This is a genomic window from Variovorax sp. PMC12 (genome assembly GCF_003019815.1).
Taxonomy (GTDB): domain Bacteria; phylum Pseudomonadota; class Gammaproteobacteria; order Burkholderiales; family Burkholderiaceae_C; genus Variovorax.
The window spans coordinates 5,288,277-5,303,628 of record NZ_CP027773.1 but is presented as its reverse complement, the minus strand read 5'-3'; the positions used below and the strand labels follow the sequence as shown (position 1 = coordinate 5,303,628).

Here is a 15,352-nt window from a genome sequence, read left to right as displayed (position 1 = left end):
GTCAGGCGGCCGAGCGGTCGCGCTCGCGGTCCCTGTCGTTGAAAGCCCAGAGCCGCTGGTTGGCGAACACCGCATTCGGGTAAGGCGACTTGCCGCGGCTGCCGTTGTAGCGTCCGAGCGTCATGAACAGGTCGCCGTTCTCGCGGTCGAGATAGTGGCGCAGGATGACGCAGCCGAAACGCAGGTTGGTCTGCATGTGGAACAGCTTGCCGGGGTCGGAGTCGCCGATCACGCGCGTCCAGAAGGGCATCACCTGCATGTAGCCGCGCGCGCCGGCGCTCGACACCGCAAACTTGCGGAAATTGCTCTCGACCTGCACGAGCCCCAGCACCAGGCTCACCTCGAGGCCCGAGCGCTTGGACTCGTACCAGGCGGTCTGCAGGAATTCCTTGCGCGACGGCCAGTCGGGGATCTTCTTCTTGAGCCGCTCGCTCATCTCGCCGAGCCAGCGCAGGTAGACCAGCCGGGCTTCGGTGTTCGGGAACTCGGGCACCGGCGGCGCCTTGTTGTGGATGGCCGAACTCAGCGCGGTGCGCACCGAGTCGATCAGCGGCTCCTCGATCTGCGCGCCGGCCTGGGCGGTCCGGGGCAGCGACAACATCGTGAGGGCGCCCGCCGTCATGGCGCCGCCCAGGCAATGGCGTCGCGAGAGGCCGCCCTCCAGGCTCATTTCGCGAGCTTGCCGCTGATGAATTCGGCGATGCCGGCCACAGGCACCTTGGTGGCCGCGGTGTCGCGCCGACCCTGGTATTCGAGCTGGCCTTCCTTCAGGCCGCGGTCGGAGATGACGACGCGGTGCGGCACGCCGATGAGTTCCCAGTCGGCGAACATCGCGCCGGGGCGCTCGCCGCGGTCGTCGAGCAGCACGTCGATGCCCTTGGCGAGCAGTTCTTCGTAGAGCGCTTCGGCCGCCACCTTGACCTCGGGGCTGCGGTCCATGCCGATCGGGCAGACCACCACGGTGAACGGTGCCAGCGCGTCGGGCCAAATGATGCCGCGCTCGTCATGGTTCTGTTCGATGGCGGCGGCCGGCAGGCGGGTAATGCCGATGCCGTAGCAGCCCATCTCGAGGAATTGCGGCTTGCCGCCTTCGTCGAGGTAGGTGGCGTTCATGTCCTTGCTGTACTTGGTGCCCAGCACGAACACATGGCCCACTTCGATGCCGCGCTCGATGGCCAGCACGCCCTTGCCGTCGGGCGAGGCGTCGCCGGCGACCACGTTGCGAATGTCGGCCACCAGGTCGGGCTCGGGCAGGTCGCGGCCCCAGTTGACGCCGGTCATGTGGAAATCGACTTCGTTCGCGCCGGTGATCCAGTCGGCCATGACGGCGGCTTCGCGGTCGGCCACGAGCTTGACGGGCTTCTTGAGGTTCAGCGGGCCCAGGTAGCCGGGCTTGCAGCCGAAGTGCTCGTCGATTTCGGCGAGTGTCGCGAAGCGGAAGCCCTGGTTCAGGCCGGGCAGCTTGCCGACCTTGATCTCGTTCATGTCGTGGTCGCCGCGCAGCAGCAGCAGCCAGACCTGCGAGCCCTTGGGGTTGCCGGCCTCGTCCACGATGTCGGTGGCCAGCACCAGCGACTTGATGGTGGTGGAAAGCGGCACGCCCAGCAGTTCGGCCACGTCGGCGCAGGTGCTCTTGCCGGGAGTCGGCGTCTTCTCGAGCGCCTTGGCGGCAGCGGGACGCGGGCCGGCCGGGGCGAGCGCCTCGGCCTTTTCCATGTTGGCGGCGTAGTCGCTGTCGGGGCAGTAGACGATGGCGTCCTCGCCCGTTGCGGCGATCACCTGGAATTCTTCGCTCAGGTCGCCGCCGATGGCGCCGCTGTCGGCCGCCACGGCGCGGTAACGCAGGCCGAAGCGGTCGAAGATGTTGCGGTAGGCCTGCGCCATGACCTGGTAGCTGGCCTTGGCGGCGTCGAGGTCGCGGTCGAAGCTGTAGGCGTCCTTCATGATGAACTCGCGCCCACGCATCAGGCCGAAGCGCGGGCGGCGCTCGTCACGGAACTTGGTCTGGATCTGGTAGAAATTCTTCGGCAGCTGCTTGTAGCTGCGGATTTCCTGGCGGGCAATGTCGGTGACCACTTCTTCGCTGGTCGGCTGGATCACGAAGTCGCGGTCATGCCGGTCCTTGATGCGCAGCAGCTCGGGGCCCATCTTCTCGAAGCGGCCGGTCTCCTGCCAGAACTCGGCCGGCTGCACCACCGGCATCGTCATCTCGACGGCGCCGGCGCGATTCATTTCCTCGCGCACGATCGCCTCGACCTTGCGGATCACGCGCAGACCCATGGGCATGTAGGTGTAGATGCCCGTGCCGAGCTTCTTGATCATGCCGGCGCGCATCATGAGCCGGTGGCTCGCGACCTCTGCGTCAGCGGGCGCTTCCTTGAGGGTGGAGACAAAAAATCGGGAAGCTTTCATCGGGATCGCGGTGATGGAAACGAAATGGAAGTGGGGAACTGCTCCCCCGGAGAGACCCTGAGAGCCTGCATCGCAGCTTGCCGAGGGCACCCCGGCATGCATAATCGACTCAGTTCAAAAATTGGGGTTTGATTATGCTCGACCGGGACGGCTTCAGGCCCAACGTCGGCATCATCCTGCTCAACCAGAGAAACCAGGTTTTCTGGGGCAAACGCATACGCACGCATTCCTGGCAGTTTCCGCAAGGCGGCATAGACCGCGGCGAAAGTCCCGAGCAAGCCATGTTCCGGGAACTGCATGAGGAAGTGGGGCTCCACCCGGAGCATGTGCGCATCGTGGCCCGTACCCGCGACTGGTTGCGCTACGAGGTGCCGGATCGGTTCATCCGCCGTGACGCACGGGGCCACTACAAGGGCCAGAAACAAATCTGGTATTTGCTGCAACTCGTCGGCCACGATTGGGATCTCAATCTGCGTGCAACCGACCATCCCGAATTCGACGCCTGGCGCTGGCATGACTACTGGGTGCCGCTCGACGTTGTCGTCGAGTTCAAGCGCGGCGTCTACGAGATGGCGCTCACCGAGCTTGCTCGCTACCTGCCACGGCAGGATTTCCGCAACCGCTTCCTGCGCAGCAACGTGCGCGCCCGAGAATTCGAGCGCCACTCGCTGGACGCCGGGGCGCCGCCCGGACTGGACCTGCCGCCGGGCGGCAGCTTCGATCCGCATCCAGACATTCCTTCAGTGAGCGATGACCCTTCTGCCAATCACAAAGCGCCCTTCCTTCCGACGCAACGCTGAACGCGCCCTCCTGCTCGCCTGCTTCGGCGTCCTCGCCGGCTGCGCTTCGGGCAACCACGACACCGACAACGCCGACTGGGCCCAGGCCGGCATGCCGCCGCCGCCCAAGCGCACCGAGACGGACAAGGAGTGGGCCGAAACCGCCGTTCCGCCGCCCCCGGCGTTCAGCGAAAGCCGCCTGCTGCCGATCTCGATGCCGCCGTACATGAGCCTGCAGTTCGGCATCGACCCGAACACGATCGCCATCACCGACGACGGCATCGTGCGCTACGTGGTGGTGGCCCACAACCGCTCCGGCGGCGCCGTCAATGCCTTCTACGAAGGCGTGCGCTGCGCGACGTCGGAGATGAAGAGCTACGCCCGCTACAACGAAGGCAGCTGGCACGAGAACGAGAAGCCCGAGTGGAAGCGCTTCTACGACCTGAACTCCAGCTACACCAAGGCGCTGGCCGGCCAGGCACTGTGCCGCGGCAATGCCCCGCGCGCATCGGTCGGGGAAATGGTCCAGAACATCCGGAATCCGGTCCGGGAAGTTCAGTAAGCCAGAAAAACAAACGGGGCCTTGGGCCCCGTTTCAATTTCCAGCCTCAGCCGGGCATCAACACCATGTTGTCGCGGTGGACCATTTCAGGCTCCGCCACATAGCCCAGCAGTCGCTCGAACTCGGACGAGGGCTTGCGGCAGAGCAGCCGCGCTTCCACGCTCGAATAGTTGGCCAGCCCCCGGGCCAGTTCAACGCCTTCGGTATCGCGCACCGCGATCACGTCGCCGCGCGAGAACTCGCCCGACACGCCAGTCATGCCGATCGGCAGCAGGCTCTTGCCCTCGGCCCGGACCTTGGCCGCCGCGCCTGGGTCGACGACCACGGCGCCGCGCAGCTGCAGATGATCGGCCATCCAGCGCTTGCGGGCCTGGTGCTTGGCGGTCTGCGCCACCAGCAGCGTGCCGATGGATTCGCCCTTCGCCAGGCGCAGCAGCGCATCGGCTTCCCGCCCCCAGGCGATGACCGTGGAGGCGCCGGAGCCCGCGGCGCGCTTGGCCGCGAGGATCTTGGTGATCATCCCGCCCTTGCCGATGCTCGACCCCGCACCGCCGGCCATGGCCTCGAGCGCCGGATCGCCCGCCGCGGCTTCGTGCACAAACTTCGCTTCAGGGTCCTTGCGCGGATCGGCCGTGTAGAGGCCCTTCTGGTCCGTGAGGATGACCAGCGCGTCGGCCTCCACGAGATTGGCCACGAGCGCGCCGAGCGTGTCGTTGTCGCCGAACTTGATCTCGTCGTTGACGACGGTGTCGTTCTCGTTGATGACCGGGACCACGCCCAGCCGCAGCAGCGTGACGAGGGTGGAACGCGCGTTGAGGTAGCGCTCGCGGTCGGCAAGGTCGGCATGCGTCAGCAGCACCTGGGCGCTGCCGATCTGGTTTTCGCGCAGCTTGGTCTCGTACATCTGGGCCAGGCCCATCTGCCCTACCGCCGCCGCCGCCTGCAACTCATGGATCTCGTGCGGGCGGGTGCGCCAGCCGAGCCGCTTCATGCCTTCGGCAATGGCGCCGCTGGACACCATGACGACCTCGCGGCCGTCACGCACGAGTTCCGCCAACTGGCGGCACCATTCGCCGATGGCCGCTTCGTCGAGACCGCGCCCTTCGTTGGTCACGAGGCTGGAGCCCACCTTCACGACGATACGGCGGGCATCCCGCAAGGCGGTGGATCCAGAATTCGAAGTCATTTCGGCTGTAGCGGTCGTGAATGCTGCGTTGATTGCTATCTGATTTGCAGCATCTTTCGATGCTGCGCCGCTGGTCAGGCGCCTTCGGGCGGCAGCGGAATGAAGCGCGGATCGACTTCGACCGGCGCATGCTCGGCCGCCTGCTGCGCCTTGACCTGCTGGTAGATCGCCTGCACCAGGTGCTCGCAGCCTTCGCGCGTGAGCGCCGAGATCTCGAACACCGGCCCCTTGAAGCGCAGGCGCTTGACGAAGTCCTTGACGCGCGCGGCACGCTCGTCGGCGGGCACCATGTCGAGCTTGTTGAGCACCAGCCAGCGCGGCTTCTCGTAGAGCGCCGCGTCGTATTTCTTCAGTTCGCCGACGATGGCCTTGGCTTGCGCCACCGGGTCGATGCTGTCGTCGAACGGCGCCATGTCGATCACGTGCAGCAGCAGGCGGGTGCGCTGCAGGTGGCGCAGGAAAAGATGGCCGAGGCCGGCGCCTTCGGAAGCACCCTCGATCAGTCCGGGCAGGTCGGCCACCACAAAGCTCTGCTCCGGGCCGACGCGCACGACGCCGAGGTTCGGGTGCAGCGTGGTGAAGGGGTAGTCCGCGATGCGAGGACGGGCATTGGAGATGGCGCTGATCAGTGTCGACTTGCCGGCATTCGGCATGCCGAGCAGGCCCACGTCGGCCAGGACCTTGAGTTCGAGCTTGAGGCTGCGCTTCTCGCCGGGCCAGCCGGGCGTCTTCTGGCGCGGGGCGCGGTTGATGGCGCTCTTGAAGCGCATGTTGCCGAAGCCACCGTCGCCACCCTTGGCGATGGTGATGACTTCACCTTCGTTCAGGAGTTCGAACAGCACCTCGCCGGTTTCGGCGTCGGAGATGATCGTGCCGACCGGCATCCTGAGCGTGATGTCGTCGCCAGCGGCGCCGAACATGTCGGAGCCCATGCCGTGCTCTCCGCGCTTGGCCTCGTGGCGGCGGGAATAGCGGAAATCGACAAGAGTATTCAGATTCGAGTCGGCCACCGCGAAGACGTGGCCGCCACGGCCTCCGTCGCCGCCGTTGGGGCCGCCGAACTCTTTGTATTTCTCATGACGGAACGACACGCAGCCGTTGCCGCCATCGCCCGCGGCGATGTCGATGAAGGCTTCGTCGACGAACTTCATGGGATGTCCAGTTTACAAATGAAGAAGCCCCGGCAATGCGGGGCCTCGGGCTGATCGGAGTGACTCGAGGCTTACGCCGCCGGCGTCACGTTGACCGTGTGCTTGTTCAGTGCACCCTTTTGACCGAACGACACGTGGCCGTCGACCAGGGCGAAGAGCGTGTGGTCCTTGCCCACGCCGACGTTCACGCCGGGGTGGAACTGGGTGCCGCGCTGGCGCACGATGATCGAGCCTGCGCTGATCAGTTCGCCGCCGAAGGCCTTCACGCCGAGCATCTTGGGCTTGGAATCGCGCCCGTTTCGCGTTGAGCCGCCGCCTTTTTTCTGTGCCATGGAATCTTCTCCTTAGCCGGCGATCGCGCCGATTTGCAGTTCGGTGAACTGCTGGCGATGGCCTTGACGTTTCTGATAATGCTTGCGACGGCGCATCTTGAAGATGCGAACCTTGTCGTGCTTGCCGTGCGACAGTACCGTGACTGTCACCGTTGCGCCGGACACCAGGGGCGTGCCAACCTTGATTTCAGCGCCGTTTCCGACAGCCAGAACCTGGTCGATCACGATTTCCTGGCCTACGTCCGCAGCAATCTGTTCTACTTTAATTTTTTCGCCGGAAGCAACGCGATACTGCTTGCCGCCGGTTTTTATGACCGCGTACATGTAAACCTCTTAGAAATTGAGTCCCCGCGGCGAATTCCGCAGAGCCCAAGATTATAGCGCGGTTCGTGTCCGCCAACCACCCCGGCCCGGGCACGCTCCCTGCGGAAGGTAACGGCTCCCTATAATTTGCGCGTCCCGGCCCCTGGGCCGCCCTTACTTTCAGCAGCGCTCCGCGCCCCCGCTTTGCCAGTTCCCGCCGCCGACACCTCCCCCACCGCCACCGTGCTGGACCTGATTGCCGGCGACATGGTCGAAGTCGATCGTGTCATCGCCCGCCGCCTCGACACGGGCGTGCCGCTGGTCAGCCAAGTCTCCAAGTACATCATCTCCGCGGGCGGCAAGCGCCTGAGGCCAGCGCTTCTGCTGCTGATGTCGGGCGCGCTGGGCTACACCGGCGAGCAGCGCTTCAATCTGGCGGCAGTGGTGGAGTTCATCCATACCGCGACGCTGCTGCACGACGACGTGGTCGACGAATCGACGCTGCGCCGTGGCCGCGCAACGGCCAACGAATCGTTCGGCAATCCGGCCAGCGTGCTGGTCGGCGACTTCCTCTACTCGCGCGCCTTCCAGATGATGTTGGACGCCGACAACATGCGGGTGATGCAGATCCTGGCCGAGGCAACCAACGTGATCGCCGAAGGCGAAGTGCTGCAGTTGATGAACATGCACGACGCGTCGCTGGACGAAGCAGCCTACCTGCGCGTGATCCGCTCCAAGACCGCCAAGCTTTTCGAAGCCAGCACCCGGCTCGCGGCCGTCCTGGCCGGCGCCACGCCCGAGGTCGAGGAAGCCTGCGCCACTTATGGGCAAGCGCTGGGCACCGCATTCCAGGTGATCGACGACGTGCTGGACTATGCAGGCGACGCCAACGAGACAGGAAAGAACGTCGGCGACGACCTGCGCGAAGGCAAGACCACGCTGCCGCTCATCTTTGCGATGCAGCGCGGAACGCCTGCGCAGAGCCAGCTCGTGCGCGCCGCCATCGAGGCCGGAGACACCGCCCAGCTGGGCAAGGTGGTCGAGATCGTTCGCGAAACCGGGGCACTGGATGCTTCCCGCGAAGCCGCTGCCGCAGAAGCTCAACGCGCAATTCATGCATTGAATGGCTTTCCGTCCAATTTGCACGCTTCAGGTTTGCTACAATTGGCGGCTCAGTTGCTTGAGCGACGTGCCTGAACACCTCACCTGAGTTGGCATCTAGGAACGACTTCTCTTTTTCTTGCAACCATCGGGGTGTAGCTTAGCCTGGTAGAGCGCTACGTTCGGGACGTAGAGGCCGGAGGTTCGAATCCTCTCACCCCGACCAGCCTTTGGCTGGCATAAATAAATGGCCATGCCTGTTGCTGTGTAGCGATTTACAGCACAGGAGTGTTCAGCGATGATCGTGAAGCACTTTTTCACATCTTTTGCATTCGCTGAATGGCCGCTGCCGAACTTCCAGTCAAAGAATCCGCGCAGATAGCGCTTCCTGGGCTCGCGCGCGCGCTGATTTCGGCCGGCAAGCTGGCCGCCAAGACGGCGGAAGACATTTATCAGAAGTCGCTGAGCGGCCGCACCAGCTTCATCGCGGAACTGACCGGCACTGGCGCCGTGTCGGCCGCGGATCTTGCCCATACCCTTTCCAGCGCATTCGGTGCCCCGCTGCTCGACCTCGACGCCATCGACCACCAGCGCCTGCCCAAGGACCTGCTCGACCCGAAGCTCTGCCACGCCTACCGCATCGTCGTTCTCAGCAAGCGCAACAACCGGCTGATCGTTGCCACGGCAGACCCGTCGGACCAGCAGGCGGCGGAGAAGATCAAGTTCGCGTCGCAGATGGGCGTCGACTGGGTCATCGCGGAATACGACAAGCTGTCGCGCATGATCGAAGCCGCCGCCGTGAGCGCGGCGGAGACCATCAACAGCATCGTCGGCAGCGAGTTCGAATTCGACGAGGTCACGCCCGACACCTCGGGCGACGCCAATGACCAGGCGATCGCCGAAGTCGAAGACGCGCCGGTGGTGCGTTTCCTCCACAAGATGCTGCTCGACGCCGTCAGCATGCGGGCATCGGACATCCATTTCGAGCCCTACGAGCACAACTACCGTGTGCGTTTCCGCGTCGACGGCGAACTGCGCGAGGTCGCCAGCCCGCCGACCGTCATCAAGGACAAGCTCGCCTCCCGCATCAAGGTGATTTCGCGGCTCGACATCTCCGAGAAGCGCGTGCCGCAGGACGGCCGCATGAAGCTCAAGATCGGCCCCGACCGCGTGATCGACTTTCGCGTGAGCACGCTGCCCACGCTGTTCGGCGAGAAGATCGTGGTTCGTATCCTCGACCCCAGCAGCGCGCGCCTGGGCATCGATGCGCTGGGCTACGACGCCGACGAGAAGGCGCGGCTTCTGCATGCCATCGGCCGCCCCTACGGCATGGTGCTGGTGACCGGCCCGACGGGTTCGGGCAAGACGGTGTCGCTCTACACCTGCCTGAACCTGCTGAACCAGCCGGGCGTGAACATCGCAACGGCGGAAGACCCGTCGGAAATCAACCTGCCTGGCGTCAACCAGGTCAACGTCAACGAGCGCGCGGGGCTGACTTTCGCCGCCGCGCTGCGCGCGTTCCTGCGGCAGGATCCGGACATCATCATGGTCGGCGAAATCCGCGACCTCGAGACAGCGGATATTTCGATCAAGGCGGCGCAGACGGGCCACCTGGTGCTCTCGACGCTGCACACCAACGACGCGCCGACCACGCTCACGCGCATGCGCAACATGGGCATCGCGCCGTTCAACATCGCATCGAGCGTGATCCTGATCACCGCGCAGCGCCTTGCGCGGCGGCTGTGCACCGTCTGCCGCGCGCCCGCGGACGTACCGCGCGAAGCCCTCCTCGACGCGGGATTCCAGGAAGAACAACTGGACGGCAGCTGGAAGCCTTACCGCCCGGTCGGCTGCTCGGCATGCAGCGGCGGCTACAAGGGCCGCGTCGGCATCTACCAGGTGATGCCGATCTCGGAAGCGATCCAGGAAATCATCCTGCGCGACGGCAGCGCACTCGACATCGCACAGCAGTCCGAGAGGGAAGGCGTGCGCTCGCTGCGCCAGTCCGGCCTGCGCAAGGTCATGCAGGGCCTGACTTCGCTCGAAGAAGTCGTGGCCTGCACCAACGAATAACGCACACACTGAAATCCGGAGATCGAATGGCAACAGTGGCATCCTCCCGCTCCCAGCCCACACACAAGGAATTTGTCTTCGAGTGGGAAGGCAAGGACCGCAACGGCAAGCTGGTGCGTGGCGAACTCCGGGCCGCCGGCGAAAACCAGGTGCAGGCCGCGCTGCGCCGCCAGGGCGTGCTGGCTTCGAAGATCAAGAAGCGGCGGATGCGCTCGGGCAAGAAGATCAAGCCCAAGGACATTGCCATCTTCACGCGCCAGCTGGCAACGATGATGAAAGCCGGCGTGCCGCTGATGCAGTCCTTCGACATCGTTGGGCGCGGCAACGCGAACGCGAGCGTGGCCAAGCTACTGAACGACATCCGCAGCGACGTGGAAACGGGTACGTCCCTTTCGGCGGCGTTCCGCAAGTTTCCGAAGTACTTCGACAACCTGTACTGCAACCTGGTGGAGGCCGGCGAGGCCGCCGGTATCCTGGAAGACCTGCTGGACCGGCTGGCCACGTACATGGAAAAGACCGAGGCGATCAAGTCCAAGATCAAGTCGGCATTGATGTACCCGACTTCGGTGGTCGTGGTGGCTTTCGTGGTGGTGGCCATCATCATGATCTTCGTGATTCCGGCGTTCAAGCAGGTGTTCACCTCGTTCGGCGCCGACTTGCCGGCACCCACGCTGTTCGTGATGGCGATGAGCGAGTTCTTCGTTTCGTACTGGTGGCTGATCTTCGGGGGGCTCGGCGGAGGCATCTATTTCTTTCTGCAGGCCTGGAAGCGCAACGAACGCGTGCAGAGAGTCATGGACCGGGCGCTGCTGAGGGTGCCGATCTTCGGCGCGCTGATCGAAAAATCCTGCGTGGCGCGCTGGACCCGCACGCTGGCAACGATGTTCGCCGCCGGCGTGCCGCTGGTCGAAGCGCTGGACTCCGTGGGCGGAGCCTCGGGCAATACCGTCTACGGGGACGCCACGGCCAAGATCCAGCAGGAAGTCTCGACCGGCACCAGCCTCACGGCGGCCATGACCAACGCCAACCTGTTCCCCTCGATGGTCATCCAGATGACCGCGATCGGCGAGGAATCCGGCTCCATCGACCACATGCTGGGCAAGGCGGCCGACTTCTATGAATCGGAAGTGGACGACATGGTCGCGGGCCTCTCGAGCCTGATGGAGCCCATCATCATCGTGTTCCTGGGCACCATCATCGGCGGCATCGTGGTCTCGATGTACCTGCCCATCTTCAAGCTCGGCCAGGTCGTCTGATGCTCGTTTCGCGGGAGATCGACACCGTTCTGGCCGGTGTCCTGGGGCTATTGATCGGCAGCTTTCTCAACGTCGTCATCTACCGCGTTCCGGTGATGATGTACCGGGAATGGCTGTCCGAGGCCGTGGCCAACCTGATGTCGTCCAGGGACATGCCCTCGCTCTGGTCGCTGGCCTTCGGGCCGAAGGCCGTGCCTCCGGCGGGGCTCGAGGCGGCGGCCGACAAGGCGGCGACGGCCATCGAGGCGCTGCCCCCCTTCAACCTCATGCGCCCGGCATCGCGCTGCGGGAACTGCGGCCATGAGATCCGCTGGTACCAGAACATCCCCGTGCTGAGCTATGTGCTGCTGCGCGGCCGCTGCGGCTCCTGCAAGACCAGGATCAGCCCGCGCTACCCGCTGGTCGAGCTGGTAACCGCCGGGCTCTTTGCCCTGTGCGCCCATCGCTTCGGCATCACCCCCGCCGGCGTCCTGTGGGCTGCGTTCGGGGCACTGCTGGTCTGCCAGTTCCTGATCGACTTCGACACCCAGTTCCTGCCCGATTCGATCAACTACCCGTTGCTGTGGCTCGGCCTCGTCGGCGCGGCCATGGGCTGGACCGGCGTCTCGCTCAACGCCGCCGTCTGGGGCGCGGTGTTCGGCTACCTGAGCCTTTGGCTTGTGTACCATGGCTTTCGCCTGATCACGGGCAAGGAAGGCATGGGCTATGGCGACTTCAAACTGCTCGCCGCGCTGGGTGCTTGGCTGGGTGCCGACTATCTCATCGCGATCATCCTCGTCTCGTCGCTGGTGGGCGCCGTGATCGGGCTGACACTGCGCTTCGCAGGCAAGCTCGCGCACAAGGACATCCCCATCGCCTTCGGCCCGTTCCTGGCCGGCGCGGGCCTGGTCTGCCTGGTGGCGGGCCCGGAGCTCGTGAAGCAGTGGATTCCGTTTGCGTTCCCGCTGGGCGCGCTGGCGCATTGAGCGGCAAGCTCATGGTGCGGCGCATCGGGCTGACAGGTGGCATCGGCAGCGGCAAGAGCACGGTCGCCGCGCTGCTGGTCGCGCAGGGCGCGGTCCTGGTCGACACCGACGCCATCGCGCGCTCGATCGCGCAGTCGGGCGGCATCGCCATGCCGGCGCTGGAAGCTGCATTCGGCCCCGGCGTGATCGCACCCGACGGCGGCATGGACCGGGCCGCCATGCGCCAGATCGTGTTCGCGGACGCGGGCGCCAAGACCCGGCTCGAATCCATCCTGCACCCGCTGATCGGCGCGGAAACCCGGCGCCAGGCCGCGGCGGCCGGCCCGGATGCCGTCGTCGTCTTCGACGTTCCGCTGCTGGTCGAGTCCGGCCGCTGGCGCGCCATGGTAGACCGGGTGCTGGTGGTCGACGCCCGCGAACAAACACAGCTGGAGCGGGTGATTGCCCGCTCGGGCTGGACACCCGAGGCGACCAGGGCCGTGATCGCCCAGCAAGCCCCGCGCAAGGCACGCCGGGCCGCCGCGGACGCCGTCATCTACAACGACGACCTGACCCTGGAGGAACTCGGTGCGCAGGTGCGGGGTCTCTGGGAACGGTGGGTTCGGACGGGCACGCGATAATTAACGATTGACGCCGCGACGGCTACACGACGATCACGTCAAACGGCGCACGCCTAAGCGCCCCTCACGATGCTTTTCAATTCGTACCCTTTCATCTTTGTATTTTTCCCGCTGGTCCTGATCGGCTTCTTCCTGATCGGCGCGCGCAGTCCCCGGTCGGCGGCGGGTTTCCTGGCACTGGCCTCGCTTTTCTTCTACGGCTGGTGGAGCGTCAAGGCGCTTCCGCTGCTGCTGGGGTCGATCTGCATCAACTACTGGTTCGGACTGCGGCTGACCCCGTCTCCGGGGCGGGAAGACAAGCACCGCAAGGCCCTGCTGATCATCGCGCTGGTGGTCAACCTGGGTGTGCTGGCGATCTTCAAGTACGCCAACTTCTTCCTGGAGAACATCGACGCCGGCCTGGCCGCTGCGGGCTTCTCGCAGATCGACCTGGTGCACATCGTGCTGCCGATCGGCATCTCGTTCTATACCTTCACGCAGATCGCGTTCCTGGTCGACTGCTGGCAAGGCAAGGTGCACGAGCGCAGCTTCATCCACTACGTCCTGTTCGTGACCTATTTCCCGCACCTGATCGCGGGCCCCGTGCTGCATCACGCGCAGATGATGCCGCAGTTCAACAACCCGGCCACCTACAGGATCAACGCCCGCAACCTGGCGCTCGGGCTGGGCATCTTCGTCTTCGGCCTGTCCAAGAAGATGCTGATCGCCGACCCGTTGGGGCAGTACGCGGACATGATGTTCAAGGGCGTGCACGAAGGCGTGGCGCCTTCGCTGTACACGGCCTGGTTCGGCGTGCTGGCCTATACGCTGCAGATCTACTTCGACTTCTCCGGCTATTCGGACATGGCAGTGGGCCTGTCGCTGTGCGTGGGCGTGCAGCTGCCGCTCAACTTCCGCTCGCCGTACAAGTCGACCAACATGATCGAGTTCTGGCGCCGCTGGCACATCTCGCTGTCGACCTTCCTGCGCGACTACCTCTACGTGCCGCTGGGCGGCAACCGCAAGGGACCGGCGCGCCGCTACATCAACCTGTTCCTGACGATGCTGCTGGGCGGCCTGTGGCACGGCGCGGCGTGGACTTTCGTGATCTGGGGCGCGCTGCACGGTGCCTATCTCATGGTCAACCATTTCTGGAATGCCAAGGTGCGCCGCGGCAACACCAGGACCACGTGGTACGGCCGCGTGGCCGGATGGTTCATCACCTTCGTCTGCGTCATGATCGCCTGGGTCGTGTTCCGCGCCGACAGCATGTCGGCCGCCATCGAGATCTACAAGGGCATGCTGGGCATGCACGGCGCCCCCGTCTCGGCATTCAGCGAGTTCAAGGTACCGTTCCGCAAGCCGGAGTTCTTCCAGACCATCCTGGCCGGCCTGGTGATCTGCCTGGCGCTGCCGCCCACGATCACGCTCGACCGCTGGATCCCGAGTGTCGCCGGCCTGGCCGGCCGCCCGCGCCTGCAGCTGCTGGCGACCTGGGTCACGGGCCTGGGCTGCGTCTATCTCTTTGGCTTGTGCCTGTCGAAGTTCGGCAGCTACAGCCCGTTCCTCTATTTCCAGTTCTGACATGGAAGACACGAAATCGGCCAAGGTTTGGCTTCGCATCTTCGCCGCGGGCTACCTGGTGTGCTGCGCCCTGCTGCTGACCAGCCTCTTCACGCCCATTCCCTATGGCGACCTGACGCGCATCGGGCGCATCTCCGAGCGCGAATTCGGCTGGCACGAGCCGCCGCCGCCCATTCCGGACGCCGACGTCAAGACCTGGCCGATCAACGAGGCCGACATCCTCGTGATCGGCGACAGCTTCTCGGTGCGCTACGCCTGGCAATCGGCGCTGGTGGGCGCGGGCTACAAGATGACCACCACGCACTGGGACAACCTCGGCGGCGTGGTGTGCGGCGACTTCTCGAGCTGGCTCGAAAAGTCCGGCTTCAAGGGCAAGGTCGTGATCATCGAGAGCATCGAGCGGCTGCTCGAGGACCGCATCCAGAAGTCCGAGTCCTGCGCAACCATGAAGCATGCCTTCAAGCCGACGCCGCCCCCCTTCGAAAACCCGGCCAAGCCAGCGCCCGGCTTCCAGCTCAACTGGGACGCCGAACTGCTCAGCGGCTGGTACACGTACCACAACACCAAGGCCATCCTGGCCTCCGACAGCTGGACCAACACGCCCGAGCGCTGGGGCCCGCTGATCGACGCGCGCGTCGTGCCCGACGGCTGCAAGCAGTTCAGCCACCACGCCTGCGACAAGCTGCTCATGACCGCCGAAGACCGCGTCAACCCGGCGCTGTCGGTCAAGTCGGCCCGGTTCATGAAGAGCTTCGAGACCACCGCCGCGCCCTACAAGGTCGTCTGGATGGTGGTCCCGAACAAGAGCACGGTGTATTTGCAACAAAACCATGCCGACGAGTTCAGGGCCGCGTTCAACCCGCAAAATATCGGGCCGGACCTGTTCGCGCTCGCGGAGCAGAACCGCTTCAAGGTCATGGACCTTTTCCCCGCCAACGAAACCCATGTCTCGACCCGCGGATACATTCTTTTCGGTCAGCGTATGCTGGAGGCTGTGCGACAAGTGTTTCCGCCGCCGGCAGCCAAGTCGCAATGAGCTCGAACCTGAC

The 15,352-nt window shown here is 64.9% G+C and carries 15 protein-coding genes and 1 tRNA gene; 10 read left to right on the top strand and 6 right to left on the bottom strand.

What is annotated here, in order from left to right; all coding sequences use genetic code 11:
• Position 1 precedes the first annotated feature (1 nt).
• Positions 2 to 670 (bottom strand): lytic transglycosylase domain-containing protein, encoded by a 669-nt coding sequence (locus C4F17_RS24840; protein ID WP_106937028.1) that lies wholly within the window; start codon positions 668 to 670, stop codon positions 2 to 4.
• Positions 667 to 2,412, bottom strand: coding sequence for a proline--tRNA ligase (locus C4F17_RS24835; protein ID WP_106937027.1), 1,746 nt, complete (start codon positions 2,410 to 2,412; stop codon positions 667 to 669). Before C4F17_RS24835 ends, C4F17_RS24840 begins: the two co-directional genes overlap by 4 nt.
• A gap of 134 nt (positions 2,413 to 2,546) precedes the next feature.
• On the opposite strand from C4F17_RS24835, the gene C4F17_RS24830 reads away from it, so the two are divergent.
• The gene (locus tag C4F17_RS24830; protein WP_081267934.1) at positions 2,547 to 3,212 is read left to right on the top strand and encodes an RNA pyrophosphohydrolase; all 666 of its coding nucleotides are present in this window, start codon (positions 2,547 to 2,549) and stop codon (positions 3,210 to 3,212) included.
• The gene (locus tag C4F17_RS24825; RefSeq protein WP_106937026.1) at positions 3,163 to 3,753 is read left to right on the top strand and encodes a CNP1-like family protein; all 591 of its coding nucleotides are present in this window, start codon (positions 3,163 to 3,165) and stop codon (positions 3,751 to 3,753) included. Before C4F17_RS24830 ends, C4F17_RS24825 begins: the two co-directional genes overlap by 50 nt.
• Before the next feature lie 46 nt (positions 3,754 to 3,799).
• Here the strand turns inward: C4F17_RS24825 and proB are convergent, their stop codons facing one another.
• The 4 genes from proB to rplU all read right to left on the bottom strand — a co-directional run bounded on the left by proB (position 3,800) and on the right by rplU (position 6,746).
• Positions 3,800 to 4,939, bottom strand: a complete 1,140-nt coding sequence (proB, locus tag C4F17_RS24820) for a glutamate 5-kinase (protein ID WP_106937025.1) — start codon at positions 4,937 to 4,939, stop codon at positions 3,800 to 3,802.
• A gap of 74 nt (positions 4,940 to 5,013) precedes the next feature.
• Positions 5,014 to 6,090: an Obg family GTPase CgtA gene (gene cgtA, locus C4F17_RS24815; RefSeq protein WP_081267931.1), complete on the bottom strand. Its 1,077-nt coding sequence runs from the start codon at positions 6,088 to 6,090 to the stop codon at positions 5,014 to 5,016.
• Between the two features lie 71 nt (positions 6,091 to 6,161).
• Entirely contained in the window at positions 6,162 to 6,422 is a 261-nt protein-coding gene (gene rpmA, locus C4F17_RS24810; protein ID WP_081267930.1) for a 50S ribosomal protein L27, read from the bottom strand.
• A 12-nt stretch (positions 6,423 to 6,434) separates the two neighbouring features.
• The gene (gene rplU, locus C4F17_RS24805) at positions 6,435 to 6,746 is read right to left on the bottom strand and encodes a 50S ribosomal protein L21 (RefSeq protein ID WP_057592097.1); all 312 of its coding nucleotides are present in this window, start codon (positions 6,744 to 6,746) and stop codon (positions 6,435 to 6,437) included.
• A 183-nt stretch (positions 6,747 to 6,929) separates the two neighbouring features.
• Between rplU and C4F17_RS24800 the strand changes: the two genes are divergently transcribed.
• From C4F17_RS24800 to C4F17_RS24765, 8 genes are all read left to right on the top strand, one after another.
• Positions 6,930 to 7,922: a polyprenyl synthetase family protein gene (locus C4F17_RS24800; protein ID WP_106937024.1), complete on the top strand. Its 993-nt coding sequence runs from the start codon at positions 6,930 to 6,932 to the stop codon at positions 7,920 to 7,922.
• 53 nt (positions 7,923 to 7,975) lie between these two features.
• Positions 7,976 to 8,052 (top strand) — tRNA-Pro (locus tag C4F17_RS24795).
• Positions 8,053 to 8,165: 113 nt separating this feature from the next.
• Entirely contained in the window at positions 8,166 to 9,899 is a 1,734-nt protein-coding gene (pilB, locus tag C4F17_RS24790; RefSeq protein WP_081267928.1) for a type IV-A pilus assembly ATPase PilB, read from the top strand.
• Positions 9,900 to 9,925: 26 nt separating this feature from the next.
• Entirely contained in the window at positions 9,926 to 11,155 is a 1,230-nt protein-coding gene (locus C4F17_RS24785) for a type II secretion system F family protein (protein ID WP_081267927.1), read from the top strand.
• Positions 11,155 to 12,120, top strand: coding sequence for a prepilin peptidase (locus C4F17_RS24780; protein WP_106937023.1), 966 nt, complete (start codon positions 11,155 to 11,157; stop codon positions 12,118 to 12,120). The genes C4F17_RS24785 and C4F17_RS24780 overlap by 1 nt, the downstream gene beginning before the upstream one ends.
• An 11-nt stretch (positions 12,121 to 12,131) precedes the next feature.
• On the top strand, positions 12,132 to 12,740 hold the full coding sequence (coaE, locus tag C4F17_RS24775; protein ID WP_199851988.1) for a dephospho-CoA kinase: 609 nt from the start codon (positions 12,132 to 12,134) through the stop codon (positions 12,738 to 12,740).
• A gap of 69 nt (positions 12,741 to 12,809) precedes the next feature.
• Positions 12,810 to 14,303 (top strand): MBOAT family O-acyltransferase, encoded by a 1,494-nt coding sequence (locus C4F17_RS24770; RefSeq protein WP_106937022.1) that lies wholly within the window; start codon positions 12,810 to 12,812, stop codon positions 14,301 to 14,303.
• Position 14,304: 1 nt separating this feature from the next.
• Positions 14,305 to 15,339 (top strand): hypothetical protein, encoded by a 1,035-nt coding sequence (locus tag C4F17_RS24765; protein WP_081267924.1) that lies wholly within the window; start codon positions 14,305 to 14,307, stop codon positions 15,337 to 15,339.
• Positions 15,340 to 15,352 lie beyond the last annotated feature (13 nt).

Coding starts and splice junctions, on each gene's coding strand:
- rplU (WP_057592097.1), bottom strand. CDS start 6,746: ATGTACGCGGTCATAAAAACCGGCGGCAAGCAGTATCGCGTTGCTTCC.
- C4F17_RS24830 (WP_081267934.1), top strand. CDS start 2,547: ATGCTCGACCGGGACGGCTTCAGGCCCAACGTCGGCATCATCCTGCTC.
- rpmA (WP_081267930.1), bottom strand. CDS start 6,422: ATGGCACAGAAAAAAGGCGGCGGCTCAACGCGAAACGGGCGCGATTCC.
- cgtA (WP_081267931.1), bottom strand. CDS start 6,090: ATGAAGTTCGTCGACGAAGCCTTCATCGACATCGCCGCGGGCGATGGC.
- proB (WP_106937025.1), bottom strand. CDS start 4,939: ATGACTTCGAATTCTGGATCCACCGCCTTGCGGGATGCCCGCCGTATC.
- C4F17_RS24825 (WP_106937026.1), top strand. CDS start 3,163: ATGACCCTTCTGCCAATCACAAAGCGCCCTTCCTTCCGACGCAACGCT.
- coaE (WP_199851988.1), top strand. CDS start 12,132: ATGGTGCGGCGCATCGGGCTGACAGGTGGCATCGGCAGCGGCAAGAGC.
- C4F17_RS24835 (WP_106937027.1), bottom strand. CDS start 2,412: ATGAAAGCTTCCCGATTTTTTGTCTCCACCCTCAAGGAAGCGCCCGCT.
- C4F17_RS24770 (WP_106937022.1), top strand. CDS start 12,810: ATGCTTTTCAATTCGTACCCTTTCATCTTTGTATTTTTCCCGCTGGTC.
- pilB (WP_081267928.1), top strand. CDS start 8,166: ATGGCCGCTGCCGAACTTCCAGTCAAAGAATCCGCGCAGATAGCGCTT.
- C4F17_RS24765 (WP_081267924.1), top strand. CDS start 14,305: ATGGAAGACACGAAATCGGCCAAGGTTTGGCTTCGCATCTTCGCCGCG.
- C4F17_RS24785 (WP_081267927.1), top strand. CDS start 9,926: ATGGCAACAGTGGCATCCTCCCGCTCCCAGCCCACACACAAGGAATTT.
- C4F17_RS24780 (WP_106937023.1), top strand. CDS start 11,155: ATGCTCGTTTCGCGGGAGATCGACACCGTTCTGGCCGGTGTCCTGGGG.
- C4F17_RS24840 (WP_106937028.1), bottom strand. CDS start 670: ATGAGCCTGGAGGGCGGCCTCTCGCGACGCCATTGCCTGGGCGGCGCC.